Origin of the sequence: Kistimonas scapharcae (assembly GCF_039540975.1) — a bacterium.
In the GTDB taxonomy this organism is placed as follows: domain Bacteria; phylum Pseudomonadota; class Gammaproteobacteria; order Pseudomonadales; family Endozoicomonadaceae; genus Kistimonas; species Kistimonas scapharcae.
The window spans coordinates 15,006-42,005 of the sequence record NZ_BAABFL010000135.1 but is presented as its reverse complement, the minus strand read 5'-3'; the positions used below and the strand labels follow the sequence as shown (position 1 = coordinate 42,005).

The 27,000-nt window shown below is 53.0% G+C and carries 21 protein-coding genes; 8 read left to right on the top strand and 13 right to left on the bottom strand.

Annotated features, from left to right (window positions below):
• Positions 1-74 precede the first annotated feature (74 nt).
• Positions 75-842: a GntR family transcriptional regulator gene (locus ABD892_RS09755; protein WP_345195411.1), complete on the bottom strand. Its 768-nt coding sequence runs from the start codon at positions 840-842 to the stop codon at positions 75-77.
• 417 nt (positions 843-1,259) lie between these two features.
• On the opposite strand from ABD892_RS09755, the gene eno reads away from it, so the two are divergent.
• The 4 genes from eno to pfkA all read left to right on the top strand — a co-directional run bounded on the left by eno (position 1,260) and on the right by pfkA (position 6,763).
• Positions 1,260-2,546 carry a phosphopyruvate hydratase gene (gene eno / locus ABD892_RS09750; RefSeq protein ID WP_345195410.1) on the top strand — a complete coding sequence of 429 codons (1,287 nt, stop codon included), beginning with the start codon at positions 1,260-1,262 and terminating at the stop codon, positions 2,544-2,546.
• 548 nt (positions 2,547-3,094) lie between these two features.
• Complete coding sequence (gene gap / locus ABD892_RS09745; RefSeq protein WP_345195409.1) at positions 3,095-4,099, top strand: type I glyceraldehyde-3-phosphate dehydrogenase; 1,005 nt, start codon at positions 3,095-3,097, stop codon at positions 4,097-4,099.
• A 219-nt stretch (positions 4,100-4,318) separates the two neighbouring features.
• The gene (gene pyk, locus ABD892_RS09740; RefSeq protein WP_345195408.1) at positions 4,319-5,740 is read left to right on the top strand and encodes a pyruvate kinase; all 1,422 of its coding nucleotides are present in this window, start codon (positions 4,319-4,321) and stop codon (positions 5,738-5,740) included.
• 39 nt (positions 5,741-5,779) lie between these two features.
• Positions 5,780-6,763, top strand: coding sequence for a 6-phosphofructokinase (pfkA, locus tag ABD892_RS09735; RefSeq protein ID WP_345195406.1), 984 nt, complete (start codon positions 5,780-5,782; stop codon positions 6,761-6,763).
• A 240-nt stretch (positions 6,764-7,003) separates the two neighbouring features.
• Here pfkA and ABD892_RS09730 read toward each other — a convergent pair whose 3' ends face one another.
• Positions 7,004-7,750: an SDR family oxidoreductase gene (locus ABD892_RS09730; RefSeq protein WP_345195405.1), complete on the bottom strand. Its 747-nt coding sequence runs from the start codon at positions 7,748-7,750 to the stop codon at positions 7,004-7,006.
• Positions 7,751-7,982: 232 nt separating this feature from the next.
• Between ABD892_RS09730 and ABD892_RS09725 the strand changes: the two genes are divergently transcribed.
• Entirely contained in the window at positions 7,983-8,768 is a 786-nt protein-coding gene (locus tag ABD892_RS09725) for a hypothetical protein (protein WP_345195404.1), read from the top strand.
• Between the two features lie 45 nt (positions 8,769-8,813).
• On the opposite strand, the gene ABD892_RS09720 is transcribed toward ABD892_RS09725, so the two are convergent.
• The 3 genes from ABD892_RS09720 to brnQ form a co-directional block, all read right to left on the bottom strand.
• Complete coding sequence (locus ABD892_RS09720; RefSeq protein WP_345195402.1) at positions 8,814-9,863, bottom strand: saccharopine dehydrogenase family protein; 1,050 nt, start codon at positions 9,861-9,863, stop codon at positions 8,814-8,816.
• 52 nt (positions 9,864-9,915) lie between these two features.
• Complete coding sequence (locus ABD892_RS09715) at positions 9,916-11,151, bottom strand: sterol desaturase family protein (RefSeq protein WP_345195401.1); 1,236 nt, start codon at positions 11,149-11,151, stop codon at positions 9,916-9,918.
• Positions 11,152-11,278: 127 nt separating this feature from the next.
• Complete coding sequence (gene brnQ / locus ABD892_RS09710; RefSeq protein ID WP_345195399.1) at positions 11,279-12,601, bottom strand: branched-chain amino acid transport system II carrier protein; 1,323 nt, start codon at positions 12,599-12,601, stop codon at positions 11,279-11,281.
• 441 nt (positions 12,602-13,042) lie between these two features.
• Between brnQ and ABD892_RS09705 the strand changes: the two genes are divergently transcribed.
• Positions 13,043-14,605 carry a WD40 repeat domain-containing protein gene (locus tag ABD892_RS09705; RefSeq protein ID WP_345195398.1) on the top strand — a complete coding sequence of 521 codons (1,563 nt, stop codon included), beginning with the start codon at positions 13,043-13,045 and terminating at the stop codon, positions 14,603-14,605.
• 103 nt (positions 14,606-14,708) lie between these two features.
• Here ABD892_RS09705 and ABD892_RS09700 read toward each other — a convergent pair whose 3' ends face one another.
• From ABD892_RS09700 to ABD892_RS09680, 5 genes are all read right to left on the bottom strand, one after another.
• Positions 14,709-15,413 (bottom strand): pseudouridine synthase, encoded by a 705-nt coding sequence (locus ABD892_RS09700; RefSeq protein ID WP_345195397.1) that lies wholly within the window; start codon positions 15,411-15,413, stop codon positions 14,709-14,711.
• 43 nt (positions 15,414-15,456) lie between these two features.
• Entirely contained in the window at positions 15,457-16,014 is a 558-nt protein-coding gene (locus ABD892_RS09695) for a response regulator transcription factor (RefSeq protein ID WP_345195395.1), read from the bottom strand.
• Positions 16,011-17,294: an ATP-binding protein gene (locus ABD892_RS09690; protein ID WP_345195394.1), complete on the bottom strand. Its 1,284-nt coding sequence runs from the start codon at positions 17,292-17,294 to the stop codon at positions 16,011-16,013. The genes ABD892_RS09695 and ABD892_RS09690 overlap by 4 nt, the downstream gene beginning before the upstream one ends.
• Before the next feature lie 78 nt (positions 17,295-17,372).
• A complete protein-coding gene (locus tag ABD892_RS09685; protein WP_345195392.1) occupies positions 17,373-19,367 on the bottom strand; it encodes a TonB-dependent copper receptor in 1,995 nt (664 codons plus the stop codon).
• A 91-nt stretch (positions 19,368-19,458) separates the two neighbouring features.
• Positions 19,459-20,145 carry an energy transducer TonB gene (locus ABD892_RS09680; protein ID WP_345195390.1) on the bottom strand — a complete coding sequence of 229 codons (687 nt, stop codon included), beginning with the start codon at positions 20,143-20,145 and terminating at the stop codon, positions 19,459-19,461.
• A 203-nt stretch (positions 20,146-20,348) separates the two neighbouring features.
• On the opposite strand from ABD892_RS09680, the gene ABD892_RS09675 reads away from it, so the two are divergent.
• Positions 20,349-21,635, top strand: coding sequence for an amidohydrolase (locus ABD892_RS09675; protein WP_345195389.1), 1,287 nt, complete (start codon positions 20,349-20,351; stop codon positions 21,633-21,635).
• 14 nt (positions 21,636-21,649) lie between these two features.
• Here ABD892_RS09675 and ABD892_RS09670 read toward each other — a convergent pair whose 3' ends face one another.
• Positions 21,650-22,765 carry a DSD1 family PLP-dependent enzyme gene (locus ABD892_RS09670; RefSeq protein ID WP_345195387.1) on the bottom strand — a complete coding sequence of 372 codons (1,116 nt, stop codon included), beginning with the start codon at positions 22,763-22,765 and terminating at the stop codon, positions 21,650-21,652.
• An 89-nt stretch (positions 22,766-22,854) separates the two neighbouring features.
• Here ABD892_RS09670 and ABD892_RS09665 point away from each other — a divergent pair, with 89 nt between their 5' ends.
• Positions 22,855-23,451, top strand: coding sequence for a pyridoxamine 5'-phosphate oxidase family protein (locus ABD892_RS09665; protein WP_345195386.1), 597 nt, complete (start codon positions 22,855-22,857; stop codon positions 23,449-23,451).
• 62 nt (positions 23,452-23,513) lie between these two features.
• On the opposite strand, the gene ABD892_RS09660 is transcribed toward ABD892_RS09665, so the two are convergent.
• Both ABD892_RS09660 and ABD892_RS09655 read right to left on the bottom strand, forming a co-directional pair.
• On the bottom strand, positions 23,514-25,328 hold the full coding sequence (locus ABD892_RS09660; protein ID WP_345195384.1) for a sensor domain-containing diguanylate cyclase: 1,815 nt from the start codon (positions 25,326-25,328) through the stop codon (positions 23,514-23,516).
• A gap of 220 nt (positions 25,329-25,548) precedes the next feature.
• Positions 25,549-26,946 (bottom strand): hypothetical protein, encoded by a 1,398-nt coding sequence (locus tag ABD892_RS09655; protein WP_345195383.1) that lies wholly within the window; start codon positions 26,944-26,946, stop codon positions 25,549-25,551.
• Positions 26,947-27,000: the final 54 nt, after the last annotated feature.

Genomic DNA, 27,000 nt, shown 5'->3' with positions numbered 1-27,000 from the left:
TATAGGCTGATGTGTCAAATGACTGGCAGTTTCCGGCTCCCATGGGAACCGGTGGTTCTGGAACACGGACGGTGTCAGGGCTCCCGAATCACCGTCACAAAATCAAAGGTATCACCCAGGAAGTGGGAGCGGGTGTGCTCCACCGGCGTATCGTCTTCCAGCAGGCCATGGCGTTCAAGGAATATGACCGGGCTGCCGACGGGAATATCCAGATAATCCGCATAGGTAGCATCGACAGCCACTGCCCGCAGTCGCTGAATGGCTTTGACTGGCCGGATGCCCGCCTCGTCCAGCGCTTCATAGAGTGAGCCTGTGATACCAAAAGGATTATCCAGGAATTTACGGGGGACGGTGGCGTGCTCCAGGGCGACCGGTTTGTCGTCAGCCATTCTGACCCGGAACATCCGAACCACCTCATCACCCGGCTGAAGGCGCAGTTTCTGGATTTCATCGGATGTGGCCAGGCCAACGCCGCGCTCAATCCAGCGGGAATCCGGATGCTTGTCTACTGCCAGAATCACTTCCGAGAAGCTATTCAGCCGATTCAATTCATGAACGACACGCTCATTAACAAAGGTGCCGGCTCCCTGACGCTGGGTCAGAATGCCGTCATTGACCAGGTCGTCTATAGCGCGCTTGACCGTCACCCGTGAGACCTTCATGGTGCTGGCGATCTCCCGCTCCGCCGGCAGGGCGTCATTGCACTGCAGAATGCCCTGGCTGATCGCTTCCTGAATCAGGCTCTGAAGCTGGATATAGAGTGGCGTCGCGCTGTTTCGGAGCGCTTCGGGTTGGCCAAAAATCAGTTCGACCAGGCGGCTTGTCAGTGAGGTATCAGTCATCGTCGGGCAGCGTCAGGTTTGGCGGACGTATGTTCAAACGCATAATGCCATACCATTTTTTAGACGTTATGTGTCCAATCCGGTCCAGAACAGGCCGCGGTGACCATTGCATCTGCTTGCCTGTTCTCGCATTAAGCGAATATAGCGTCGCTATTCGCAGGGATAGGGCTATATTGTGTCGTTACTGGCAGATCGGCATTATGCGTGACTGCGTGTCAGTGTATCCGGTTTTTCTGAGCTATCAATACCATTTTTTGCCTTTTTATTGTCAGTGGTATTGCTATTTCGTGATTTGAATCAAACAGTGGTATTTAAAGAGCGAGCCTTGTCGTATACCATTGGCGCACTTTTTCAGCCCGCTTGTCAGTTAGCTCAGCCAGCCAGCCGACAGGTTTCTTCTGTGTGGAGTTGAACGTAATGGCCATCATCAAAGAGATCAAAGCCCGGGAGATCATGGATTCCCGCGGCAATCCCACCATTGAGGCAGACGTTATTCTCGAGTCTGGCGCCATGGGACGGGCCTGTGCGCCCTCCGGTGCGTCCACCGGTTCCCGCGAAGCCCTGGAGCTGCGCGATGGCGACAAGAGCCGCTATTTGGGCAAAGGTGTTCTGACTGCGGTCAGCAATGTCAACGGCCCGATCCGTGAAGCCCTGCTGGGTAAGGATGCGGCAGATCAGCGTGCGATCGACAACCTGATGATTGAGCTGGACGGTACCGAGAGCAAGAACAAGCTTGGCGCCAACGCAATTCTGGCTGTTTCCCTGGCTGCGGCAAAAGCTGCTGCGGCGGAAAAGGGTATTCCCCTGTATCAGCACATTGCGGATCTGAACGGCACCTCCGGGCAATACTCCATGCCGGTACCGATGATGAATATCCTCAACGGTGGCGAACACGCTGACAATAATGTGGATATTCAGGAGTTCATGGTTCAGCCGGTCGGCGCCAGCTCGTTTGCCGAAGCGCTGCGCATGGGCGCGGAAATCTTCCACAACCTGAAGAAAGTCCTGTCTGCCAAGGGGCTGAGCACGTCTGTCGGTGATGAAGGGGGCTTTGCGCCGAACCTGGCGTCCAATGCGGATGCGCTGGCCGTTATCAAGGAAGCGGTTGAAAATGCTGGCTACAAGCTGGGTGACGACGTCACGCTGGCCCTGGACTGCGCAGCCTCTGAGTTCTACCGCGATGGCAAGTATGACCTCAAGGGCGAAGGCAAGGCTTTCGATTCCGAAGGTTTCGCAGATTACCTGGCTGACCTGGCGAACCAGTATCCGATTATTTCTATTGAAGATGGCCTGGATGAGTCTGACTGGGACGGCTGGAAAGTACTCACTGAAAAACTCGGCAACAAGCTGCAGCTGGTGGGGGACGATTTGTTCGTGACCAATACCCGCATCCTTAAGGAAGGCATCGACAAGGGTATTGCCAACTCCATCCTGATCAAGTTCAACCAGATCGGCAGCCTCAGTGAAACCCTGGATGCTATCCGGATGGCCCGTGAAGCCGGTTATACGGCGGTGATTTCCCACCGTTCCGGTGAAACCGAAGATGCGACCATTGCGGATCTGGCAGTAGGTACCGCTGCCGGCCAGATCAAGACAGGTTCCCTGTGCCGCTCTGACCGTGTGGCCAAGTACAACCAGCTTCTGCGTATCGAAGAAGAGCTTGGCAGCAAGGCGACCTACCGTGGGCGTGCAGAATTCAAGTAATTCCTGCTGATAAGGCAGGCGCTGGTCAGCCCTGAAACCCAAAAAACCTCCGGTTATTCACCGGAGGTTTTTTTTGCTGTTCCAAACATCGATTTCCATGGTGCTTTTCGGGCTGGTAATAAGGGCTGTATTGAAAAGGTGTTTTCGGATAATACCTATTGGGTGGCTTTCTGGAAAAGGTCTGGAAATGGCGTTTTCTTTTTACTGCCGTCGAAGGTTCTTTATTGTTCTTGTTTTATCTATTCCCTGTCAGCTTATGATGGCTCCTGTTTGATTCTGTAAGGTATTGTTTCGTGTCAATAAATGGTTTTGTTTGATCAATAAATGAGTTGCTAGATTAAATACCATTGTAATACCATTTAAGTATTGGCTGATGATGTACCGGTCAGGTAACAGTGGTATTTGGAGAATACCTGGTCCAGGTCAGTCAGCAGGCAGGTGAAGGGTAATCGACAACGGCTTTCGGCCGATGGTATCGAAACAGCCATCACACTGTCACCGAACAGACACAGTTAACCGTGACACTGGTTAAAACCGGGAGAAACTACATGATCAACATCGCCATCAATGGTTACGGACGTATCGGACGCAACGTACTGCGCGCGTTGTACGAAGCAGGCCGTACCGATGAATTCCGCATTGTTGCGATCAATGATCTGGGCGACGCCAAGACCAACGCACACCTGACCAAGTACGACACCGTTCATGGTCGCTTTAACGCCCTGGTTGAAGCCGGCGAGAATGCCCTGTACGTCAATGGCGATGAAATTCGCACATTCGCCGAGCGGAACCCGGCGAACCTGCCCTGGGCCGACCTGGGTGTGGATGTCGTGTTCGAATGCACCGGTATTTTCCGTTCCAAGTCTGAGTGCCAGGCGCACATTGATGCCGGCGCGAAGAAAGTCATCATTTCAGCTCCCGGTAAGGACGTGGATGCAACCGTCGTTTATGGCGTGAACCACGACATCCTGACGGCTGACATGACCGTTATCTCCAACGCTTCCTGCACCACCAACTGCCTGGCACCGGTGGCCAAGCCCCTGAACGACGCCATTGGTATTGAAAGCGGCATGATGACGACCATCCATGCGTATACCAATGACCAGCGCCTGAGCGACGTTTATCACACTGACCTGTATCGCGCCCGTGCTGCGGCGTTGAACATGATCCCCACCAAGACCGGTGCGGCTGAAGCGGTTGGCCTGGTTGTGCCTGAACTGCAGGGCCGTTTCTCTGGCATGGCGGTACGGGTGCCCACAGCCAACGTATCGGTGGTTGATCTTAACTTCATCGCCGCTCGTGATACCAGTGTGGAAGAAGTGAATGAGATTGTTGCTGCGGCTGCTGCCAAGGCACCGATGAATACCGTGCTGGATATCAACACCCAGCCACTGGTGTCCATTGACTTTAATCACAGCCCTTTCTCCTCCAACTTTGACGCGACCCAGACCCGAGTCCAGGGACGCCTGGTCAAAGTCATGAGTTGGTATGACAACGAGTGGGGCTTCTCCAACCGTATGCTGGATACCGCCAAAGCGTTTATTAACGCCTAATGGTTGCCCGATAGAAATAAAGAGGCCGTTCATTGAACGGTCTCTCGTTTTATGAGTCATAAATAGGCGGCTTTTCCTCACTATCGGTGGCGAAAAGCCGTCTGTTTATGCCGCAGGTTGTTTTGAGCAGCGGAGAATCCTGTTAGTCAGACTAACGACAATGGTTTTCCTGCCCTATGCTGCCTGCATAGCCCTGCTAATTTCCGGTCAGAAATGAATATGCTGAGACGAACCAAGATAGTTGCCACCCTGGGACCTGCCACAGAAAGCGAAGATGCACTGGAGAAGCTGATTGCCGCCGGTGTGGATGTAGTACGTCTGAACTTCTCCCATGGGGAGCCGGAAGAGCACCGGCTGCGGGCTGAGCGGGTACGGTCCATTGCGGCAAGACTGGGGCGTACGGTGGCAATTCTGGGTGATTTGCAGGGCCCAAAAATCCGGATCGCCCGTTTTCGTGACGGACAGGTGAGCCTGGCCGACGGCGACCGCTTTACGCTGGATGGCGATCTGGCGACAGATCAGGGCAACAGTGAAGCCGTTGGTATTGCTTATAAGCAACTGCCTGATGACTGCAAGGTAGGTGATGTTCTGCTGTTGGATGACGGTCGTGTCAGTCTGGAAGTTACTGACATTGATGGTATGAAAATCCACTGCCGTGTAATCAACGGTGGCGTCCTGTCCAATAACAAAGGGATTAACCTTCAGGGCGGTGGACTCTCAGCACCAGCCCTGACTCACAAGGATAAGCATGATATTCAGGTAGCCGCAGATATCGGTGTTGACTACCTGGCCGTTTCGTTTGTCCGTAATGGCGAAGATCTGGAAGAGGCCCGTCGTTTAATGCAGGCCTCCGGCGGCAATGCTGCGATTCTCTCCAAAATTGAGCGGGCTGAGGTTGTTCGTAGTCAGGAACGGTTGGAAGAAGTTATTCGTGCATCAGATGCTGTCATGGTTGCCCGTGGCGATCTGGGGGTTGAAATTGGCGACGCCGAGCTGGTCGGTGTGCAGAAAAACATGATTGCTACCGCTCGCCTGCTGAATCGTCCAGTGATTACGGCGACTCAGATGATGGAGTCGATGATTCAGAACTCCCTGCCGACCCGTGCCGAAGTCTTTGATGTGGCCAATGCGGTATTGGATGGCACGGATGCGGTGATGCTGTCTGCAGAAACCGCGACGGGTAAATGCCCTCACGGTGTCGTTGAAGCCATGGCCCGTATCTGTCGCGGTGCAGAGAAGCAGCCGGCAGCGACCGTATCACAGCATCGCATGGAGTTTTCTTTTCAGGAAAATGATGAAGCCATTGCCATGGCCGCGATGTATGCGGCTAATCATATGGATGGCGTACGTGCGATTGTCTGCCTGACCCGCAGTGGTAAAACCGCCTTGTGGATGTCCCGGATTAATTCGGGGCTGCCAATATTTGCACTTAGTCGCCTGGAAGAAACCCGTCGTCGTCTGGCGCTGTACCGTGGCGTACACTGTTTGCCGTTCTCCATGCGCAGTGATAACCCGGAAGTTGAGACCCATGCCATTGAAGAGCTGGTCAAGGGCGGGCATGTTGAAAAAGGTGACAGGGTAATTCTGACCCGGGGTGAAAGCAGCGGCTCGACTAACACCGTGAAAATTATTACGGTGTGAACCATATCCGGTGATGAACGTTTAACAGGGTGTTGTAACATGACCAGAGAAATTCGCAGGTTAGGCGTACTGACATCCGGTGGTGATGCGCCGGGCATGAATGCTGCGATCCGGGCCGTTGTCAGGGCCTGTGTCCATCATGGTATCAAGCCTTACGGGATTCGAGAGGGTTACAAGGGACTGATTGATGGCCAGATCGAACCCATGAATGCCCGTTCGGTGGCGAATATCATCAACCAGGGGGGGACGTTGCTGAAGTCCGCCCGGTCCCAGGCATTCCGTACGCCGGAAGGACGACAGACGGCGTTCGAGAATTTCCGCAGTGCGGATCTGGATGCCTTGGTGGTGATTGGTGGCGATGGTTCCTTTACGGGGGCAACGCTCTTTGAAAAGGAGTTCGGAATACCTGTTGTGGGTATTCCCGGTACTATTGATAACGACATCTTTGGTACCGATTACACCATCGGCTATGACACCGCACTGAATACTGTGATTGAAGCGGTGGACAAGATCCGTGATACGGCAACATCCCATAACCGGTTGTTCTTCGTTGAAGTTATGGGGCGTGATGCCGGCTTTATCGCATTGAATTCCGGCATCGGATGTGGTGCGGAAGAAATCCTGATTCCTGAAGCAGACCGGGGTATTGATCACCTGATCAAATCGCTGGAACGTAGTGACCGTACAGGCAAAACGTCCAGTATTGTTCTGGTTGCGGAAGGTGGTAAGGATGGAGGGGCGTTCGAAATCGCGAAAACCCTGGAGGCGAAACTGCCGGATTACGAGGCAAGAGTGACAGTACTGGGTCATATCCAGCGTGGTGGACGTCCGTCGTGTTTTGACCGGGTGCTGGCAAGCCGCTTGGGCGTTGCTGCTGTCAAAACACTGATGGCGGGCAATAGTTGTGTCATGGTAGGCGTCAGGAACAATGCCGTGGCTCTGACGCCTTTTGCTGAAGCTATCAGTAAGCATAACGCGATTGATGATGAACTTTTGGAAGTGGCTGATATCGTTTCAATTTAATAACAGATAAAAATGATTCAGGTTCTGTGGTTTTTATTTTTACCGCAGATCCTGAAAATCATGTTTTATAGGGTATTTTTGATATATGTCTCTTATTGACACTATTCCTGAGCAATCTGGCAAGACTTTACTGCTGATAGATTAAATTGAATGATAATTTTATCAGCTGCCTATTAAACGTTTCGTGGTATTCGTTGCTCCAGCGGCTTAGGCGTAGTGATATTCAATCAAAGAAACAGATTAGTTGCTGCTGGTTATAGGACATGTCACCAGCCCCCCAGCCATTTGCTCAGTCGGTGTAATTTCAATCAATCCAATATTCACATGAGGAGGCGCAGATAAGGCATATAATGCCGCATCGGCAATATCCTCGGGTTTGAGCAGGTCGATTTCCGTTTTTATTGTTTTAACGACATCAGGGTCTTTATAGGCGACCTCAAAAAACTCGGTATCCACTCGTGCGGGACAGATTTCCGTGCAGCGAATCGGCGTCCCCTTGAGCTCCAGCCGAAGATTCTGACATAGCAGATGAATGCCGCCTTTACTGGCGCCGTAAACGGATGAAAACAACGGGTAGAGGCCGGCGATCGAGCCAATGTGCAGAATATGCCCCTTTTTACGGGCGACCATCCCCGGAACGATCACGTTAACCAGCTGCATGGCCGCGATAAGATTGGTGTTGATAACGTGCTCGATATCTTGGCGTTCAGCTTCGCAGAGTGTGGTGTAGCCAATGCCCCTTCCTGCATTACTGATGAGAATGTCGACTTCGAGGCCGGAAAGCCGCTCATACAGAGCATCGCTATCACACAGATCAAGCACTACCGGCGTACAGCCTGTCTCTGCCGCTAATGCGGCAAGTCGATCCTCCCGCCGGGCCAGTGCATAAACGGTAACGCCCTGTTGCGTGAGCGTTCTGACAATACCGGCGCCAATACCACTGGATGCACCGGTAACCAGTGCGGTCTGGTAGGGGAGTTGTGCCATGATTGCCTCCGTTATTGATAAGCCAAAGGTGTCTTGACGCGCTTTAGGAAAAACGAACTGACAGGATAGTCACTTCTACTGACGATGGGGTTGCTGTAACCGTCTGGCCATTGGATAAACCTTTCCTCTGTCACAAAGTGTGGGGTAGAACTTAGCACTTACATACTGGTTTCGTTATTATCCCGTGCGGTGCCTGGGGCCACTTGCAAGGGCTGGCCCGGGAATAACAACAATGGCCGATGAGGAATCGGAAATGGGAAGGGGCAGGAAATTTGTTTTATCCTGGTTTGTCATACTGGTTGGTTTTTTGAACCTGACACCGGCTTTAGCCGCAGACTGCTTTTCACTATCTCCTCAGGCGGCGAGTGGGAAAGTGTTTGAACCAGTCAAGGCGCGTAAGCTGACCAGTAGCGAACAGCGTCAAATAGACACCCTGTTTCGTAAGATGGCACAGCAATGGGAAGGGGAGACCCAGGGTTACTTCTGCATGGGGACTGAAAGTTCGCCGAGAAAGAGACCGGATAATTATCAGGTAACCGCCAAGGTCGAGCGAGATTCGTCCGGCAATATTCGGCTTGAAGCCGATTTGTTTTCGCCTCCAAAAAAGACACGCCGTCGTGAAAACCTGCGCCTGTTTTCCAGTCATGACATTCTGCGTATTGATGTGAATAGCTCAAGCGGTGATGTTGGCCTGGTATCGCTGGATAATCAGCATCTGGAATTTATTCAGACGTTTCGGGTCACTCACCGTCAGCCCATCAAGCGGGATGATGACGAGGAGAAAGAGGGCGAAGTGTCCATTTTGCCGGTGGATGATGAAGTGTCGATTCTGCCTGAAATAGACGATGACGCTGAAGAGGATGAACAGGAAAAGATTCGCTTCAAAACCTTTAGCACGGCACGTGAGATCGTCAGAAAAATCACGATCTCCGGTGCTTATCTGACCATTGATTACAAAGTGTATACGCAGGGCGTCTTGAGTTCAGCCAGTACCTGGCGAATGAAAAAAGCCAGATGATGGCAGGGCATACCCGTCTGACTGGTTGGTATGCCCATCTTGAACCTAGCGGATTTCGATCGTGCCAGAACCAGGCAGTGATTCAATGATCTTCGGGCCAAACAACTGTGAAGGGGTAAAGTAGCCGCCTTCGCCCTGGTAGTTTGCCAGCATCTCACCGGCGGCCAGGATTCCGGCGACAGTGACATCATAGCCATTTGCCGTCTGAAGACGTGCTTCAACCCGCTGACCACTGGCGTTGATTACTTCCCCCCATAGCAGGGTTTTCCGTGCGGAGCGTTGCTCGGCGGTTGGGCCGGGGATGGACTTCTCGATGCGCTTTTTCAGGAATTGTTGTACCGGTTTAAGCTTCAGCAGTGGCGTCGCCAGGCTGGTGGCCTTCAATGCCAGCCGGCTGCCCGGTGCAGGAATATACACTGCAATATTTTTGATACCTGTCGTCCATGCCGCAGTGGATACATCGCCCCAGGGAATCACGGCAGAGGTACGTGGTCCACGGCCATAATCAATGTCTCGTATATTCCAGGTGCGTGGCACAGTCACCAGCTCACCATTGCGACGCACCTTGATGCCGCCAGCCAGAATTTCAACGGAGGTCTTGGCGGTACCGGGGCTGAGAGTGCCACCGGCATTAAATGCCAGGTTTAGTTCCGTAGCATCCGGCAGGGCTTCTTTCAGGCAGGCGGCGATACAGTCGGTCGGGATAACATCAAAGCCGACGCCGGGGCAGAGCACCACATTGTTTTCACGGGCACGCTCATGCAAGGTCTTCCCATGTTCAAAGACAGGAATCTCACCGGTGATATCCGCGTAGTGAGTGCCATTTTGCAGGCAGGCTTCCATCATGGGCGCGGCGGTGGCGGAGAAGGGGCCGGCACAATGTATCACGGCTTTGATATCGCGCAGGTTGGTGATGATATCGGCGGTGTTGTCCAGGCTGAATACACGGGCTTCAAGCCCGGTCTGCTGGGCAATGGTCTCGACTTTTTCGCGGTTACGCCCTGCTAAAACCGGCTGAAAACCCCGTTCTTTCGCCGCCTGAACGGCGAGTCTGGCGCTGTAGCCGTTGGCGCCGTATATCATCCATTTAGCCATTGTCTTTCCTTACCGCGCAGAAGCCGCTCATGATTATTGGTTCGCCATACTCTCAGGAATTCTGGTAGCTGACAATTGTCTTTTTTGACCCGATTATCGAGATAGCGGCCAGCGACAGAACGCCATAAACGGCAAGGGACAACATCATGTCATGTGTCAGTGATAATTCTTTTTGCGTCAGTATCAGTGCTGGAATGACCGCAACAAAACGGGATAGCTCCAGCCAGACAAAACCGTTTTTCTTTTCCTGCAACCATCCGATGATCAGTAGTTGGTAACCCAGCATCGCGGTCCACAAGACCGTTAAGCCAAAAGACAGTGTGTCGTTGGCTGCAATTAACAGCACGGTGCCGACGATCAAAATCAGAAACTGGAAAGCGACATAAGCCTGCAGTGTTGGATTAACGAATGGATTGTAATTCTCATAGGCATGGATATCAGGCATTTTCATCGGTGTGGCTACATCTGCCGGCCGATAACCGGTTCGGCGGAACCATAGCGTCAGCTTGTCTTTCCAGCTACGGGTTTTGACAGCGTCCTGCCCCAGGTGCACATAGAGTTGCAGGTTGGCCCATAAAGGATTCCAGCTGCGCAGGGGCTTCAGGGTGCCGTAACGAATCGGCTCATAGTTGTTGTCTTCTTCGGCATAGGTGCCAAACAGGCGATCCCAGATGATAAAGACACCACCGTAGTTTTTATCCAGATAACGGCGATTCTTGGCATGATGAACGCGATGATTGGAGGGGGTGATAAAGAACCATTCGAACCAGCCAAGCTTCGGTATATGCCGGGTATGCACCCAATACTGGTAGAGCAGGTTGATGGAGCTGACAGCAAAAAAGACTACCGGTGGTATACCCACTAATGCGACCGGCACATAAAAAATCCAGTTAAAGAGGAAGCCTGTGGACGTTTGTCGCAGGGCCGTGGTCATGTTGTATTCTTCACTCTGGTGATGCACGGCGTGTGACGCCCAGAGGATATTGATCTCGTGACCGGCGCGGTGATACCAGTAATAGAAAAAATCTTTCAGGAAGAAGCCCAGCACCCAAACCCACAGATGGCTGGCATCGAGCTGAAAAGGGGCAAGGTATTCGAAGACTGCGACATAAATCGTGAAAGTGACAACCTTGGTTGTCAGGTTGGCGGCAGTGCTGATCATGCCGGTACTGATACTGTTGATAGCATCATTCGTGCGGTAATAGTCTTTCTTGCGAATCACCGTTGCGAGAATCTCAATCGCAATCAGTAGCAAGAAAACCGGGATGGCGTAAAGGATGTAGTCCACGGCACATGCCCCTGTCGTTTGTTGTTTTTGTTATTGCGACACTTGTAACACTATTTGATTCCTGCTGCCAAATCCTTCCTGTGACCGCCCCTCCAAACCGTCAATGGTTCAGAGGGGCATGGTCTGTTTAGTAGGCCGCTTCTTCAGACTGCCGGTTCCAGCCAAAGCACTGGCTGGCAGCGATGCTCAATACCAGCATGATCATGCCGGGAACGACCCATCCCATGCCTTGTTCAAACATAGGCAGGTGCTGAGTCAAAAAGGCATTGATCGATTCAGGCATAAATCCAGCGGCCTTAATGCCATCCGGAATGGCAAACAGTAAGGCGGTTGCACTGACGACACGGGTAACCATGGTCGGGTAAAACAGAAACCGGCGGATAAAGGGCATGATGATGACGGCGATCGCTACCGGGTAGATGGTTACAATCACAGGCACCGTCAGCACGATCAACTGGTCAAGACCGACCGTTGCAACCAAAGCGGAGGCTACGGCAATTGCAGCCACATACTGACGATAGCTGAATGATGTAAACGTTTTACTGAAATACTCTGCGCTGGCGCCTGTGACACCGATACAGGTCGTTAAACAGGCAAGCGTGATGACAAGGGTCAACACCATATTGCCGGCGGGGCCAAACAGGGCGGCGACATAGGTGGATAAGATACGGGCACCGTTACTGGCGTCTGGTACCAAGCCATGACTGGTGGCGCCGAGATAAAACAGAGCGCTGTAAATGAGGATCATGCCGATCGCTGCAATAAGGCCTGCCATGGTGGTGAAGCGGGCAATGTCCCGACCACTGGTGACGCCAAGGCTTTTAATCGCGTGAGTGATAATCCAGCCAAAACCCAGTGCGCCCAATACGTCCATGGTCAGGTAGCCCTGGATCAGGCCTTCAGCGACGGGCTGGCTTTCATAAACGCCACGGGCAGGCTCAATGGCACTTTGCGGATTGATCAATGTGCCTACCGCGATTGTGGTTAACATCAACGCGAGCAACGGAGTCATCCATTTGCCGATGGTGGAGACTAACTGGCCCGGCCTTAACGTCAGGGCCAAAGTGATCGCGAGGTAAACCACAACATAGCCATGAAATACCGTATCCCCTGTGTTGGGGAAAAAGGGCATGAAGCCGGTTTCATAGGCGACCATAACCGCACGGGGGATAACGAACGCCGGACCAATCACAATGAATAAAACGACCCAGAACAGCTTTTGGGTAGCGGGGGAGAAATCCCTGACCACCTTGTCAGGACCACCACTCAAGGCAACAGCGATCAACGCCAGCAGGGTCAGTCCCACATCGCCAAGGATAAAGCCGGCGCCGGCCTGCCAGGTCTGGTCGCCGGCCAGGTAGCCGATAATGGGGGGGAAAATGAGATTGCCTGCTCCTAAAAACAAGGAGAAGGTCATGAGTCCCAATGCGGCGATGTTCGTTGTCTTCACAGCAGCCTCGTGTCATCAGTTGGATGGAGACTGTCAGCGTTACGGGTGGGGATTCTGGTTGTATGTATGAAGGCGGTGCGACAACCATCGGCCCTTTCCGTAAGGGCCGACAGTTTTCGTAAATACTAGACTGCCAACCCGCGTCTCAGTAGCAGGGCAGCAGATAGTAGCAGGGCAGCACAGGACAACATGCCGGTTACAGCATTTTGAGAGTCCGAATGTAACGTAACCGAGTTCATGTTTTTGATAAGATCCTGCATTCATAAAAGCCTTTATTTAACGCTAACGGATTATCTGTATAGGTGTCTCTAGGTGTTTTTACTTAATCTGGCAAAGGGCGAGAGATTGTCAGTTTGCATGACAGGTGTTGTTAAACCGTGAATAAAATAAAGATTCCATTGTCTATAGGAGTCTATGTTACATGTATTGAAAGGGTGTTTGATGGAGTTTTCAGGTGTAGGAATCAATCAGGGAAGGCAAGTTAACTATCTTGATAGTCTTGTCGTGATTCGCTCGGCTCACAGGTTTCGCAAAGTGAATACAAATTCTGTGTCTGTGTTGTATTTATTGAATGCACAGCGTATTTTGGGTTTGGCTTTGCCAGTGCTAAAGAGACAGGTTGAGGTGTTGAGGTGTAAAAGGATTTTTTCAGTAAGTTCGAAAAGCACAGATTCAAGTGTTCTGGCGAAAGAAATACTCACAGAGCATACGGGTAAAATAAGAAGAATGATTGTTGTTCCTGGAATTGAAAAAAATGAATCACCTTCTTTGATATCATGTTCTGATGATTGCTCCCTTCGTGTTTGGGTGAAAACAGTAAAAGGATGGGCTTGTCGGAATGAGTTACTTGATCACACAGATGAAGTCTATGGCGTCGAGGTGCTGAGTCCCTCTGCAATGGTATCCTGCGCGCAGGATGGAGACGTTAAGGTTTGGGAAAGGGTTATTCAGGAACAATGGAGCTGTGTAAAGACTATCTCTAACGCAGAAGGTATTGTTGATCATTTAACGAGGCTGGATGGTGATTCGTTTGCCTATGCTTGTAATAATAAAATTAAGTTTTATAAATCTTTTCCAGTTGTGGGCTGGCGCTGTGTCAGAGAGCTTTCTCACACTGACACGGTAACAGGGCTCGTCTCTTTAATGGGAATGTTTGTATTTTCGTCATCGGTAGATCAATCCATTGGTGTGTGGGGTGAAATAAAAAATCGATGGTCGCCAGTACAATATTTGACAGGGCATACGGATTCTGTTGAGTCATTAGAGATAGTAAAACCCTATGAAAATGTATTTGAGTTAGCTCAATGTAGGCTCGTTTCCGTTTCAACTGATTTTACTTTACGATACTGGAAGTTTAATCATCAAATCAATCGGTGGTTTTGCTCATATTCTTTAGCGCATAATGGAATGACTCAATGCAAATCTCTGGGGATGGATACACTGATCGCTGCATCAGATGAAAATGAATTATGTATTATAAAAAAACAGTCCGATGCATCCAATCATGAAAAATGGGAAATCGTTCAAGTACTTGATGGGCATGAAGCGCTAATTAATAGTATAACGATTATCTCTTCCAGATGTTTTATCACCTGTTCACTGGATTGGTCTGCGGTTGTCTGGGGGCGACGAGAATCTCGTTTCATTGGATCTGCCAATACTGGCATTAAAGCCTCCGATAGTGTGGTGCTTTCTACGAGTGATGCTGAACCTATTCAACTGGAAAAGAAGGATGAATGGGAAAAAATCGCATGTTTGGAGAAACATGTTAATGAAGTGATCTATGGATTAAAGTTTAGTGAGATAGAATTTCTAAGCGGTGGTGCTGATAAAAAGATTATTGAATGGGACATATTTCCATCTGCGCCTGAATATTTAGAACATGAGGATTCCCTTACGATTCAGGAAGTAGCGAGTGATATTACTACTTCCTCTGACTCGACCTCGGATCGTTTTGGGCAGTTGTTCAGTGATGAGTCTACCAGCAGTACTGATAGCCAATAATTGTTATAGCTCTGGAATTGTCCAGGTGCAACGATTCGCACTGTTCACGCATCAAGCAGGCTGCACTTCTTAATCATGTATTATCGCCACCATGATATGTTTTTTAAAATGGCACAGGGCAGTCAAACGCTAAGGTTTTAGTGGTTACAGGATGGACAAAGGCAAGTTTGGTTGCGTGCAGATGCAGACGCGTTGCTGCAGAACGAGCCGCTTCATGTGCATAGAAACTGCAGCCAAGAATCGGATGTCCGATAGCTGCCATATGTACCCGCAGCTGATGGGATCGTCCGGTTACCGGTTCGAGCCATACCCGTCCATGACTATTTAGGCTATTCATCTTCTGATAACGGGTGAATGCACTTTTTCCCTGTTCATGATCGACCATTTGTCGGGGTCGGTTCGGCCAGTCGCAGCGCAAAGGCAGTTCAACTTCACCGCTTTCTTTTTCCAGCTCACCCCAGACCTCGGCCACATACGCCTTGCTGACCAGGCGATCCTGAAACTGGCGGCTCAGCGCCCGGTGACTGTCTGCATGCAGGCCAAAGACCATGATGCCGGATGTTGCCATATCGAGCCGGTGGACGACACGGGTTTCCGGCTCAATAGCCTGAAGGCGCGTCAGTGCACTGTCGTAGTTATCAGGGTGTCGGCCGGGCACGCTGAGCAGGCCAGCCGGTTTGTCGACAACCACGATGTCATTGTCGCGGTAGAGTTCCCGGAGTACTTCCAGGCAGGGGGGGGCGATGTAGCATTCTGTCATGCGGGTATTGTCAGGGATAACCGACAGGATGCAAGTTGGGAGATGCACGTGTGCTCACGATGAGTCTGGGGATTACCTGGTGTTTGCTGAGTCAGGCAGGAACAGGGCGTTTGGCCAGTTTCCGTTGCAGGGTGCGGCGGTGCATGCCAAGACTGCGGGCCGTTGCCGATATATTACCTTCATGATCATGCAGGATTTTCTGGATGTGCTCCCATTCCACGCGATCAACCGACATGGGCTGTTCGGCTGGCGGCAAATGCGGGTTGGGGGTTTTTCCCTGCAATGCAGCAAGAATCTGATCGGTATCGGCAGGCTTGCAGAGGTAATCCATTGCCCCCAGCCGTATGGCTTCAACGGCGGTGGCAATGCTCGCGTAACCGGTTAACACGATGGTTCTGCAGTCGGGAGCCTGGGTCTGTAATACCGGGATTAGTGCCAGACCGGATGCGCCCTCCATCTTGAGATCGACGACGGCGTAATCCGGTTGATAACGTGCCAGCAGCGACAGGGCGTTATCGACACCATCCGCCACGATGACATCAAATCCTTTTCGACGGAATGAACGGGCCAGCACCTGATGGAATGTCACATCATCATCCACCAGTAAAACGAGAGGGTTGTCTGATTCTGTATTTCCCCTTTGATTCATGCGGCGTCCTTTTCCTTGGCGGGCAGGGTTACGGCTGTCAGGGTGCCGCCTTCCGGACGACGGTAGAGTCTTACTTCTCCCCCACTGCGCTCAATGGTGGCCTGGCTGAGTTGAAGTCCTAATCCCAATCCCTCTTTTTTCACTGATACCGGTGGTGATATGACGGTTTTTCCGGGTGGCAGGTCAAAGCCTGGACCATTATCTGTTATTTCAATGATGATTTTTTTCTCTTCAGGTCTCAATGTGACTGAAACGGGGTCCGGCGATGCATCGGCAGCATTATTCAGCAGGTTGATCAGAGCCATGGGCAGGGCAGAATCGACCGAAATCCGGCATTGGCTGATCGGTTCCTGGTAGCTGGGATCAACATGGGGTGTGACAGGTTTGAGATGGGGACGCAGCAACTGCCACTCATCCAGTACCTCGGCCAGAAATACTGTGGCAGGCAACGTGTCGGGCTCTACACGTTGACTGCTGGTGACCAGACGATTCAGGCGTTTCTTGCATTCTTTCACCTGGGTTTTCAGGAGTTTTATGTCGTCTGATAATTCGGGATTATTCCGGTGTTCCTCTGACAGGTCTCCCAGAACGACGGCCATGGTTGCCAGTGGTGTTCCCAGTTCATGGGCGGCTCCCGCTGCCGTGGTGGCGACGGCCAGCAGGTGCTCATCCCGTAACTGTCGCTCACGTGCCTGGGCAACTGTCGCCCGTTCTTCCCGCAGGGCTTCAGCCATGCGAACGACGAAAAAATTAATCAGCAGGGTGCTCAGTGTGTAGGTCAGCCACATACCGCCCAGGTGCATGATGACCATGGTACTCATGGTTTCCTGAACGTCATGCCCGGATGTATGGCCGGTCAGCGGTTGATACCACTTCATCAGCAGGGTGTAAACAACGATGGATAGACAACTCAATCCCCAGCTGTAACGCAATGGCAGCAGGAGTGCGCCCATGATGACTGTGACCAGGAACACCGAGATGAACGGGTTGGTATACCCTCCGGTGAGATAGAACAGTGTGGCCTGCGAAAATAGATCAAACAGCAGTTGGGCGAACAATTCATGATGACCAATGGGGCGTGGGCATCGCAGTCGAAGCAGGGTGCCAATAATTACCAGTGCGTTCAGGCACAAGATCAGGCTTACTGACAGCACAGGGATTGGCAACGCCAGACTGTAACCCGCCAGCAACAGACCAATGGTTTCTGCAATCAGGACAATCGTGCGGATACTGCAGAGGCGCTGGAGGTTTCGGGCGCCGACATTCAGCGATTGGTTCATACATCCTTATCAATGAAACAGGGCAGGCTGCCATGGCAACAGAGACAGCCTGCCATTGTCAATATGGTCTGGCAGCTATCAGAACTGCCATTTTGCTTTGACCCAGACTTGACGACCCGGTTCGTTTACCCGGATAGCATCAGGATTAAATGGGTCAACACTGGCTGAATTAACATGCAGGGCATAAGTTTTATCCAGCAGGTTTTCCACGCCCGCCGACAGCAGCAGTGACGGATGTGCCTGCCAGCTGCCGTGGAGATGGATGACACCATAACCTGCGGTTTCCCCGGCATCCAGCCCGCTGTTTTCATCAATATCATCTTGGCTGGCCGCCAGTTGCCAGCGCAGGCCTGCTTTCCATTCGCCGGTTTGCCAGTCCAGCGCCAGCTGGCCGGAGAGTGGCGCAATCTGTGCGAGGTTACGATCATCGGAATGGTTGCGGCCACGGGTCCAGGCGATATCGGCGGTCAGTGTCCACTGTTCGGTCAGTGGTGACTTGAGTTGTCCTTCAAAACCGTAAAGGCGGGCATCAACATTGTCGTATAGCGAAACATTGTTGCTCTTGTAACGATTGATGTAGTCATCAACCCGGTTATAGAAGGCTGCGGTCGTCCATTGGCCCACCGTATTCCGGTATTGCCAGCTGGCGTCAATCTGATTATGTGTCTCAGGCTTCAGATCGGGATTGCCGATCCAGTTTGATGCTGCCAGAAAGCGTTCGGTGGCATCGGCGGTTCTGACACTACGGCTGAAGGTCAGTTCCAGCTGTGACTGGTGGTCGTAACGGTGCGCCCAGCTTACCACGGCGCCAAGGTTGGTTTCATCGGCGCTGTCATCGCGTGTGCCGTAATGTGTCTGGTACAGGTTGGCGGGAGAGCTGCTGCCAAACGTCTGGTGGGCCGCGCGGGCTTCCGCGTTGACCCGGTCTATACGCAGGCCGGTGCGCAGGGTGTTATCTGAATTGAGCGTGGTATCCACTTCCATGAATACACCGGTCTGCCGCTGACGGACATCAGGCCACATCAGGGCATTGGCACTCCAGGCACCAGAGCTTTTATTCACCGTATAGCGTTCGGCATTACGACGGTTTTCCAGGTGGTCAACGCCAAGGGTGATATCCGATTCACCCCGGCGGGTATAGCCTAGTATTCGACCTCCGAGAGTGTCTGACGTTGACTGAGTCAGCATGCCCGGCATCGCAGGCTTACGGTCCCTGAGCGTAAAGTTGTCCATCAAGTGGCCAACGTCGGATCCATAGAGCTGGAATTCTGTACTGTCGAAGACTCCATTTTCCCATTCCTGTTCCAGCTTCAGCCGCCAGCTGTCACTGTTTGCTTCGGGGCTATCCATACCGTTGCCGGCATAATAGATATCCTCTTCACGGACAGATTCAAGGCTTACTTCGGCCCAGGTGCTTTCCGTGAGCTGGTAGCCCGCCACGGCACCGCCTCCCTTGCTGTCATAACCTGAACTGACGGTATTACCGCTGCCGTCGTTATAGTTATCCATGGACGCATATTCGCCAAACAGACGGAGATAACCGTTAGCATCGCCAGCCGTGATATCCGCTGAGAAATCCTTCAGGTCACTGTTGCCGGTATAGCCACCGGTCAGGGTGCCCTGCATGGTTGGTTCTGTGAAGGATGGGCGAGTCCGCTCCAGCAGGATGGTACCGCCGCTGCCGCCACCGCCGTAGATCACGGAGCGGTTGCCCCGGATGACAGTGACGCTGTCATAGCCGGCGAGTGTTGTGTAGGTGGTCGGTGGATCCATGCGACCGGGGCAGGCGCTAAACAGATAACTGCCGTCGCTTAATACATTCAGCTGGTTTTGCTGCTGGCCACGGATAATCGGCTCGAACCCTTTGCCGCCCCGGCGGGTGGCCGTGGCACCCGGCAGTTCCCGCACCAGGGCGCCGGCATCGGTGGTGGACTGTGTGGTCGTGCTGTCGACCGTCAGTCGACTTTCACCGGGTAGCTGCTCGGCCTCGACATCAATGGTTAACAGGGTGTCAGCATGCGTCTGCAGCAGGGTCGCTGACAACGCCAGCGCCAGTGGTGTGTGTTTCCCCATGGTCTGCCCATCGTTCTCTTGGTTTTATGGGGAAAATCTTACCGTCGGAATGCGGATTTGAGAGTGTGACAGATTGTCGCAGGTTCACCTGTCACAGCGTCGAAACGGCGGGTTTGAGCCGATAGTTGATCGTCAGGGTGATGTGTTTAGGGCCATTCGGTGGCGGCAGTGGCAGAGCTGCCTTTATGGCGCTCAATGTGGGCTGATGAAAGACCCGTTTGCCTTCAACAATCTCGGCGTTCATCAGGTAACCGCTTCGGTCAATGCTGAGATTCACGGTGATACTGCCCTCCAGTCCTCGTCGACGTGCCCGGGTAGGGTAGTGCTGATGCTCACTGATCAGGGAATGTAATGTTTCTAGCCAGGTTCTTTTGCGGTCTTTTTCAATGCCGGGCGAGATGGCATGACGCTGGAGCGTTTCATTGGCCGTGGGTGGAACCTGTTTGACGTGATGCTGCGCATTGCTCTTGGAATCGTCTTTCTCAGGTAAGGTGCGTGCCACTGGGCGAGTCTTGGATAGGGTTGTCGGACCAGGGCTTTCCGGCGGTTTGCCTGGCTTGGGAGCTGAGTCTGCCGGCTGAAGCGCTTTTGAGGCTGATTCAGCTGGTGGCGCGGCGGGTGCTTCTGTTGTTGTCCTATCTGTGCTTGCCGACGGTGCCTGAAGTTGGATGCTGTAGGTTTTTCCTGCTTTGGCTGGTGGGATGTCGGGTACAGGCGCCTCGAGCAGCCAGGCAGCAAAGAGATGCAGGAGAATGGAAAACAATAACAGTCGTTTCATGATTCCGTCGGGCCGGCCGAGGCATCCGTTTGCCAGGTAGTTTTTCGTTGGATTGTAATACGGCCGATGTGATTTCAGGGTGCGACAGGTTGTCGCAGGTCAGCCTCTTTCTATCACAGGTTTGCTGGACGGAAAGATGACCTTCCCGGTACCATCGATCCGCTATGCTTCAGCCATTTGTTGTCGTAATGGAACCCTGCCGCATGAATCTATCCCCGGATCTGATTGACGCCACTGTCCGTTGTCGCCGAGACCTACATCGCTACCCTGAACTGAGTTGGACGGAATACCGCACAACCGCGAAAGTGGCTGCCACCCTTGATGCCCTGGGATATCAGCTGCATTTTGGTGAGGATTACCTGGATCTGCCCTCGGTCATGGGGCGCAATATCGATGTTGCTGTAGAAAAACAACGGGCGGCTGAACAGGGGGCTGATTTCGCCTGGCTGGAGCGCATGGGCGACTACTCCGGTCTGGCGGCAACGATGAGCATGGCCCGGCCGGGGCCGGTCATTGCACTCCGTTTTGATATTGATGCGTTGCCGGTCACCGAGTCCCGGTTTTCAGCACATGTCCCGTATTGTGGCGGGTTTGCCTCCGAGATTGAAGGAAAAATGCACGCCTGTGGCCATGATGGCCATACTGCCATTGGCTTATCGGTGGCGCGCTGGGTGGCGGAGAACCGTGAGCGCCTGACCGGTGAGATCCGGATGATTTTCCAGCCCGGCGAAGAAGGCTGCTGTGGTGGCAAGGCGGTGGCAAAGGGGCCAATAATCACCGGTGTGGATTATTTCCTGGCCATGCATCTTGGGATCAACGTGCCCAGTGGTGCGGTGGTAGTGAATCCCACGGGTTTCCTTGCGACCACCAAGTTTGATATGACCTTCTCCGGGCATCCGGCCCATGCCGGTATTGAACCCAATGCGGGCGCCAATGCGCTGGCCTGCGCCTCTACGGCGATCAGTCAGATGCTGGCGATACCCTCCCACCGTGACGGTATGACCCGTATTAACATCGGCAGCCTTGTCTCTGAAGGCGGGCGCAATGTGATACCCGCCAGTGCCCATCTCTGTGGTGAAACCCGGGGAGAAACGCAGGCGCTGGATGCTTATATGATGGAGGCCGTCCGGCGTATTAGCCAGGCAGCGGGCGCCATGCATGGCTTGAAGGTTGAACTGACGGTTCAGGGGGAAGCACCGGACTGCGCCAACAGTCCGGAACTGGTCGCTCGTCTCCGGCAACAGGCAGAGCAGTTGCCGGGCATCAATGACATCGTTGAACAACGCCCTTTTGGTGCCAGCGAGGATGCCACCTGGATGGTCAGGGCGGTTCAGGCCCAGGGAGGGCAGGGTGTGTACTTCATCATGGGGAGTGACTTGCCGGAGGGGCACCACAAGAGTGGTTTTGATATTGATGAAGCGGTGCTGGGGTCTGCGGTGGCCTTGATGGCGGCTATGGTTGAATCCCTGGTGACACACTCTTCTAACTAATGTTACCTCCAGTCCTATTGGGAGCAGCCACGGAGATCAATAGGCCAGATATCCACCACCTGATTTCCTTCTACCACATAAAACCGGTCGAAGAGGTTAATGGTGGGATCACAGTGGGGGACGATCAGCTCCAGCACCTCCCCCACTCCGGGTAGTGGAACACCTGGCGTTGCGGTGACCTTGCCGTGCTCATCACCAAAACCGCCCCAATCATAGCTTAACCCCGGATGGCTGATAATCCGGGGTTGGGTCGGATCGATGTACAGTGCTTTCAGGCCGGCATCCACGGTGACATGGGTGTCATGGTTGGCGCTGATGACGGTTACCAACTGAGTCATGGCATGGTGGAAACGGTTGAATGGCTGCTGATCACAGCCTTCGATATTCGCGTATTCCTGATCCATGACAGTATACGAACCGGGCTGAATCTCGGTGATGCCATCAATGGCGCTGTCGATATCGAAGGTGCCGGTTCCTGTACCGGTCAGGATGGGGCAAGGCAGCCCGCTTTCCAGCAATTGCCGGCGAACGGAGGCAGTCTGTGTCATGGCCTTTGTTGAGGCTTCCTGACGCGCCTCAAAAGTCGCAATATGTTGAAGATTGCCGGCATAGCATTGTAATCCTGCCAGGTTGAGGTGCGTATGATTGTGGATGGTGCGTGCAAGCCCCTGGGCTTCGGCATAACTGACGCCGGTACGATGGACACCGGGGTCTATATCGACCAGACAGGTGAGCGTGAGGTTCGCTTGACGGCAGGCGTCATTCAGCTGGCATGCGTTAGCCACACAGTCCACCACGACCAAGAGATCCGGTGCTCGCTGCAAGAGTGAGAGCAGTCGGGCAATCTTGTGTTCGGTGACAACCGGCGATGTGATCAGGATGCCATCCATGCCCGCCTTGACCAGTGCTTCTGCTTCACTGACCTTGGCGGCACTGATGCCGATGGCGCCATGTTCCCGCTGCAGGCGGGCAATATGGGTGCATTTATGGGTCTTGATATGGGGACGGACAGCAACCCCCATCTGTTCGGCATAGGCCTGCATGGTTTGAATATTGTCCCTGAGCTTCTGGCGATCCAGCACCAGGGCAGGGGTATCGATGGACAATTTCATTGGTTCTGTAACTCTCATGGTATGCACTTCTGACTCCAACCTGCAGGGATGGAGATAAACTCCAGATAATGTAGTTACTATTGACCGGCAGCCGGTGTGGAATCCTTATGTCAGACAATCCGATCGACCAACTGGTTCACCATTATCAACGCGCGATCCGGGGTCGGGATCCACTGGCGCGCTCTGCCAACCTGGTCACCATTGATGAAGCAGGTTTGCCCCGAACCCGGATGATCACCTTGAGACAGGTGTCTGAAGCGGGCATCGATATTTACGTGAACCGGGAGAGCCCGAAGGCGCAGCAGTTGCAGGAAAACGGCCGGTATGAACTGCATATATTCTGGCCGCAGGATTTTATCCAGTTCCGGATTCGCGGCGGTTACTGCTATCGGCAGGACGAGGCGTTCCGGCACGGCTGGGCGGGTAAGCCGGTCTACAGCCAGATTGCTGATGTTCTCCACGAAACCGTGGCGCCACAGAGCAGCGTGATTCCCTCCCATCAGGTCGTTGCAGAGGGCGCCGCAGCGCTACGGCAGCAATATGGTGCAAATGGTGCGTTGTCTTTTCCAAAGAGTGTCTGGGTTTTACAGCTATTGCCGGAGATGATCGAAATCTGGACGGGCTCTGATGATGACCGGCTGCATCGCCGTGAGTTGTATGAGCTGATGGATGGTATGTGGCAGAAAACCCTGCTGATGCCCTGAATACGGGAAATCAGCAGGACTCAGGCTGTAACGTGAATGGCACAACACGGAGACTGGCAGCGTTATCCAGCATCCTGACCTGAGGGCTTGGCATCGTCGATGGAGGTGATGTTACTGGCCGGTGGCATGTTGTCGCTGTTGACGACCGCACGGTTTCTGCCCCCTTCCTTGGCCTCATAAAGCGCGTCATCGGCTTCCTTGAGCATTTTCTCAATGGAGGTTTCATTGTCACGCCGGGTGGTGACACCGACTGAGAGCGTGATGTTACCCAGTGCCTGGCCATTGAACTGCATGCCCTGGCCGGCAATCCGATGTACCAGCTCCAGTGCCAGTTCACGCGTAGCATCCAGCTCCCTGCCGGGGCAGATAATGCAGATTTCCTCGCCCCCATAGCGGCAGATCAGGTCATTTTTACCCACGGCCTGACGCAGCTCAATAGCCACCTGCTTGAGGACGTAGTCACCGGCATCATGGCCAAAGGTGTCATTGAAGCGTTTGAAGTGATCCAGGTCGATCATCATCAACGACAGGGGTTTGTGCTGGTTCTCGGGCTGGTAAACCTGTTGTTCCAGGAAGTCCATCATATGGCGGCGATTGAACAGGCCGGTCATCGGATCGCGGATGGCCTGTTGGCGCAGGTCTTCACGCAGGCGCATGTTGGCCAGGGCCAGGCCGATCTGCTCCGCCATGGATTCCGCCATGGCGTGGTTGGCTTCCAGATGCTCTTTATCGGGGTAGCTCAGGTGAAGGATACCCAGGGTTTCCCCCTGGGCGACCAGGGGAATACAGACCTGTACATCGTGCCCATCATGGCTGTGGCCACAACGGATCTCCAGACCCTCATCGTCGCTGCAGTGGGCGTGGCCTTTCAGCAATGCCCAGCATTCGCTGGGTTCAAAGCGGTCGGCGCCTTGCCACTCATCTCCCCACGAGGTCAGCATATCCAGCCGGTTGCGGGACGATTTAATCAGGGATATCGCGCCGGCAGTACAGCCGGGCAATAGCTTGTCAGCCACCGGATGCACCACTTTTGCTGCGCTGTCCATGGTGGTGCAGGCGGACATCAGGCTGCCCAGCTGCTGCATCAGGCTCAGTTCGCGGGTCCGTTCCTTAACCTCGGCTTTCAGGCCTGCCTGTTCCCTGGCGGTTTGTTTGTCCATCATCCGGTTGAAGAAGAGGGTGATCGCAATAACGCAGGCGATACCGGCGAAACTGATCAGCGCAACCCACAACCAGATCTGATGCATCTGGTGGGAGATCATGGTGCGGGGCAGGGCGGCGCGAATGACATAGGGGCTGGTAACCCCGTAATGGTCAGTAATATAGGCTTTAACCGCGACATACAGCATATCTGCATTCTTGCTGTCGCTATATCGCTCGTCCCGGCCAATGCCTGTCTCCAGGGCGGCGGCGACTTCCGGCCGTTCTGCATGGTTATCCACGGATAACAGGTCCAGCTCAGCCAGCGTAGAATCCCCGAGGACAGCTCCATTCTGGTCGATCAGGGTGATCCGGCTGCCGGTCGTGGTGGCTATCTGGTCAATCAGTTCGTCAAAGTTGACCAAATCCTGCTTATGCGCATCGTCTTCATCTATCGAGGGTGCGGATGCTGTGCCATCCTCTTCGGCGATCAAGGCATCAAGAAATGCCTCGTCATCGGTGGGAATGGCCTCTTCGTCGTGGGCATGGGCGCCTTCTTCATGGTGAACCTCTTTGCGAAATACCATGGCGGCGACATCTGCCACCTGCTTCAGCCGTTCATTGGTGGAATTAACCAGCATTTTTTCATAATAAAAGGAAAGCAGGGTCAGGCTACCCACCAGCACAATGGTTATGACGACCGGCGGCATGGAAAAGAGGGCGAAGCGCTTGTACATCGTGTCGTCCCTGACTGATGAGATCAATATCAATTAAGTATCGTAGAGAAGGTGTGAGGCGTCTTTAAAGATGCTTTTTTGCTTAAAACGATGTGGAAATAATGGGCGTTACTGGTAATAGGAACTCGATATATTGACGGGGTCAGTATGCATTTTTCTGGTTAAACGGCCTGTTTAAGCGCGGTAAATCATGATGTGCATGTGCGTCATGTGGTGACACTCATGAATATGTACGATTGAGTAAACGATTTACCCTGAATGGTGCAAGAGGGAGTAACTGATCAAGGCGTGCAATATCCTTACAGACAAACGGTTGATGGGTAATACGGGAGACCCAGCTGTCTGGACTCCGCTGATGGCTTTGCAGGTAAGCGGGTCGCTGCTCGTAGTCGACAAGGTCACCATCAACCAGGTTAATCGCAGGAACAGCACACCTTTCCAACCCTGCCAGTCCTTCGGGTTGAAAGGCCGGGCAGTGGAGGGGAAGTTTTTGATTAATAGCCTGTGCGAGGGGAGCCTTGGCCCAGTCAATGCCATTTTGCTGGCAGAGTAAGCGAATGGGGGCGCAGTGCCTTTGATAACACTGGGCGCCTTGGTTTCTGGCGTCTCTCAGGCGTTGGCTGTTATTACCCACAGCATCACATAGATCAATACACTGGCAGAGCTGGAATATGTGGTCGAGGCGGGAATCCAGGGCAGGACCACTCTCCTCAGTAACCGATGTTTCATCGAACTGATGGTTGAGCTTCCTGCCCAGATGCGTCATTTTTCTGATTAATTGGTTTTCCAGGTAAGTGTTTAGCTGGGCTTTTTCCCGAACCGTCAGGTGTGCTTGATCATTACCGATGGTATGTAGCAGCTTTTCAATTTTATCTGTGGAAAGTGTACTGTTGAGGCTGAGTAAGTAATCTCTGTCCTGATTAACACCGTATTCCTGCAGCCTGCCTGCAAAATCCGGGGTTTGAGTGAGGCGGTTTTGCAGCCAGCGTGCCGCCTCCTGATAAGGCTCAAAGGTGTTATATTGCTGCAGTGTGTATAACTCAATAATGAGTGCTGTAAAACGTACAAAATCTTCGTCAGTGCAGGTTCTTGCCGCTTCGTATGCTGCTGTAAGGTTTGCAAGTACAAAGGGGGGATCCGGTTCTCTGGGGGGGGCTGAAGGCTCGGCAGAGTCAGGGCGACAAGGGAACCTTTCACGCAGGCCTATGGGAATATAAATCGCAGCCATGACCAGTGCAGGTATAGAACAGCACACTGAAAATATCATGGCCATAAGCAGTGTATCGAGTAAAAGCGCCCCCAGTCCGAGAAAGACTAAAAAAATGGCGGTGCTGGCTGCAAGCAGTGCCAGTGCCGTGATACCGGCCAGGCGGAGTTTGTCTTGCACGGCAGGATTGGACAAATAAGTTTGGATCCGATGCCGGATTGTGATGAAAAAATCGGACAGTATTCGAGTGTACCTTCTTAACGGATAATAATCCGGTAAGAAATGATGAAGTACGGCTTGCTGTATCGCCGGAGTAATCAGATAGCCGTATCGTTTACGGGTTAACGCCTGTGCCTGGGCGGATAAAGCCGGGCGTAATGTGGTGGGATTGGTTTCTGCGCTGGGCTCCATACAGTGATTATCCCGGGCGGAGTGGTGGCGAATGATTTATTGCTTTTAGATGCG

Bases quoted from the DNA above. Each gene is read 5' to 3' on its own strand.
- ABD892_RS09755 (WP_345195411.1), bottom strand. From the start codon at position 842: ATGACTGATACCTCACTGACAAGCCGCCTGGTCGAACTGATTTTTGGC.
- eno (WP_345195410.1), top strand. From the start codon at position 1,260: ATGGCCATCATCAAAGAGATCAAAGCCCGGGAGATCATGGATTCCCGC.
- gap (WP_345195409.1), top strand. From the start codon at position 3,095: ATGATCAACATCGCCATCAATGGTTACGGACGTATCGGACGCAACGTA.
- pyk (WP_345195408.1), top strand. From the start codon at position 4,319: ATGCTGAGACGAACCAAGATAGTTGCCACCCTGGGACCTGCCACAGAA.
- pfkA (WP_345195406.1), top strand. From the start codon at position 5,780: ATGACCAGAGAAATTCGCAGGTTAGGCGTACTGACATCCGGTGGTGAT.
- ABD892_RS09730 (WP_345195405.1), bottom strand. From the start codon at position 7,750: ATGGCACAACTCCCCTACCAGACCGCACTGGTTACCGGTGCATCCAGT.
- ABD892_RS09725 (WP_345195404.1), top strand. From the start codon at position 7,983: ATGGCCGATGAGGAATCGGAAATGGGAAGGGGCAGGAAATTTGTTTTA.
- ABD892_RS09720 (WP_345195402.1), bottom strand. From the start codon at position 9,863: ATGGCTAAATGGATGATATACGGCGCCAACGGCTACAGCGCCAGACTC.
- ABD892_RS09705 (WP_345195398.1), top strand. From the start codon at position 13,043: ATGGAGTTTTCAGGTGTAGGAATCAATCAGGGAAGGCAAGTTAACTAT.
- ABD892_RS09695 (WP_345195395.1), bottom strand. From the start codon at position 16,014: ATGAATCAAAGGGGAAATACAGAATCAGACAACCCTCTCGTTTTACTG.
- ABD892_RS09690 (WP_345195394.1), bottom strand. From the start codon at position 17,294: ATGAACCAATCGCTGAATGTCGGCGCCCGAAACCTCCAGCGCCTCTGC.
- ABD892_RS09685 (WP_345195392.1), bottom strand. From the start codon at position 19,367: ATGGGGAAACACACACCACTGGCGCTGGCGTTGTCAGCGACCCTGCTG.
- ABD892_RS09680 (WP_345195390.1), bottom strand. From the start codon at position 20,145: ATGAAACGACTGTTATTGTTTTCCATTCTCCTGCATCTCTTTGCTGCC.
- ABD892_RS09675 (WP_345195389.1), top strand. From the start codon at position 20,349: ATGAATCTATCCCCGGATCTGATTGACGCCACTGTCCGTTGTCGCCGA.
- ABD892_RS09670 (WP_345195387.1), bottom strand. From the start codon at position 22,765: ATGAGAGTTACAGAACCAATGAAATTGTCCATCGATACCCCTGCCCTG.
- ABD892_RS09665 (WP_345195386.1), top strand. From the start codon at position 22,855: ATGTCAGACAATCCGATCGACCAACTGGTTCACCATTATCAACGCGCG.
- ABD892_RS09660 (WP_345195384.1), bottom strand. From the start codon at position 25,328: ATGTACAAGCGCTTCGCCCTCTTTTCCATGCCGCCGGTCGTCATAACC.
- ABD892_RS09655 (WP_345195383.1), bottom strand. From the start codon at position 26,946: ATGGAGCCCAGCGCAGAAACCAATCCCACCACATTACGCCCGGCTTTA.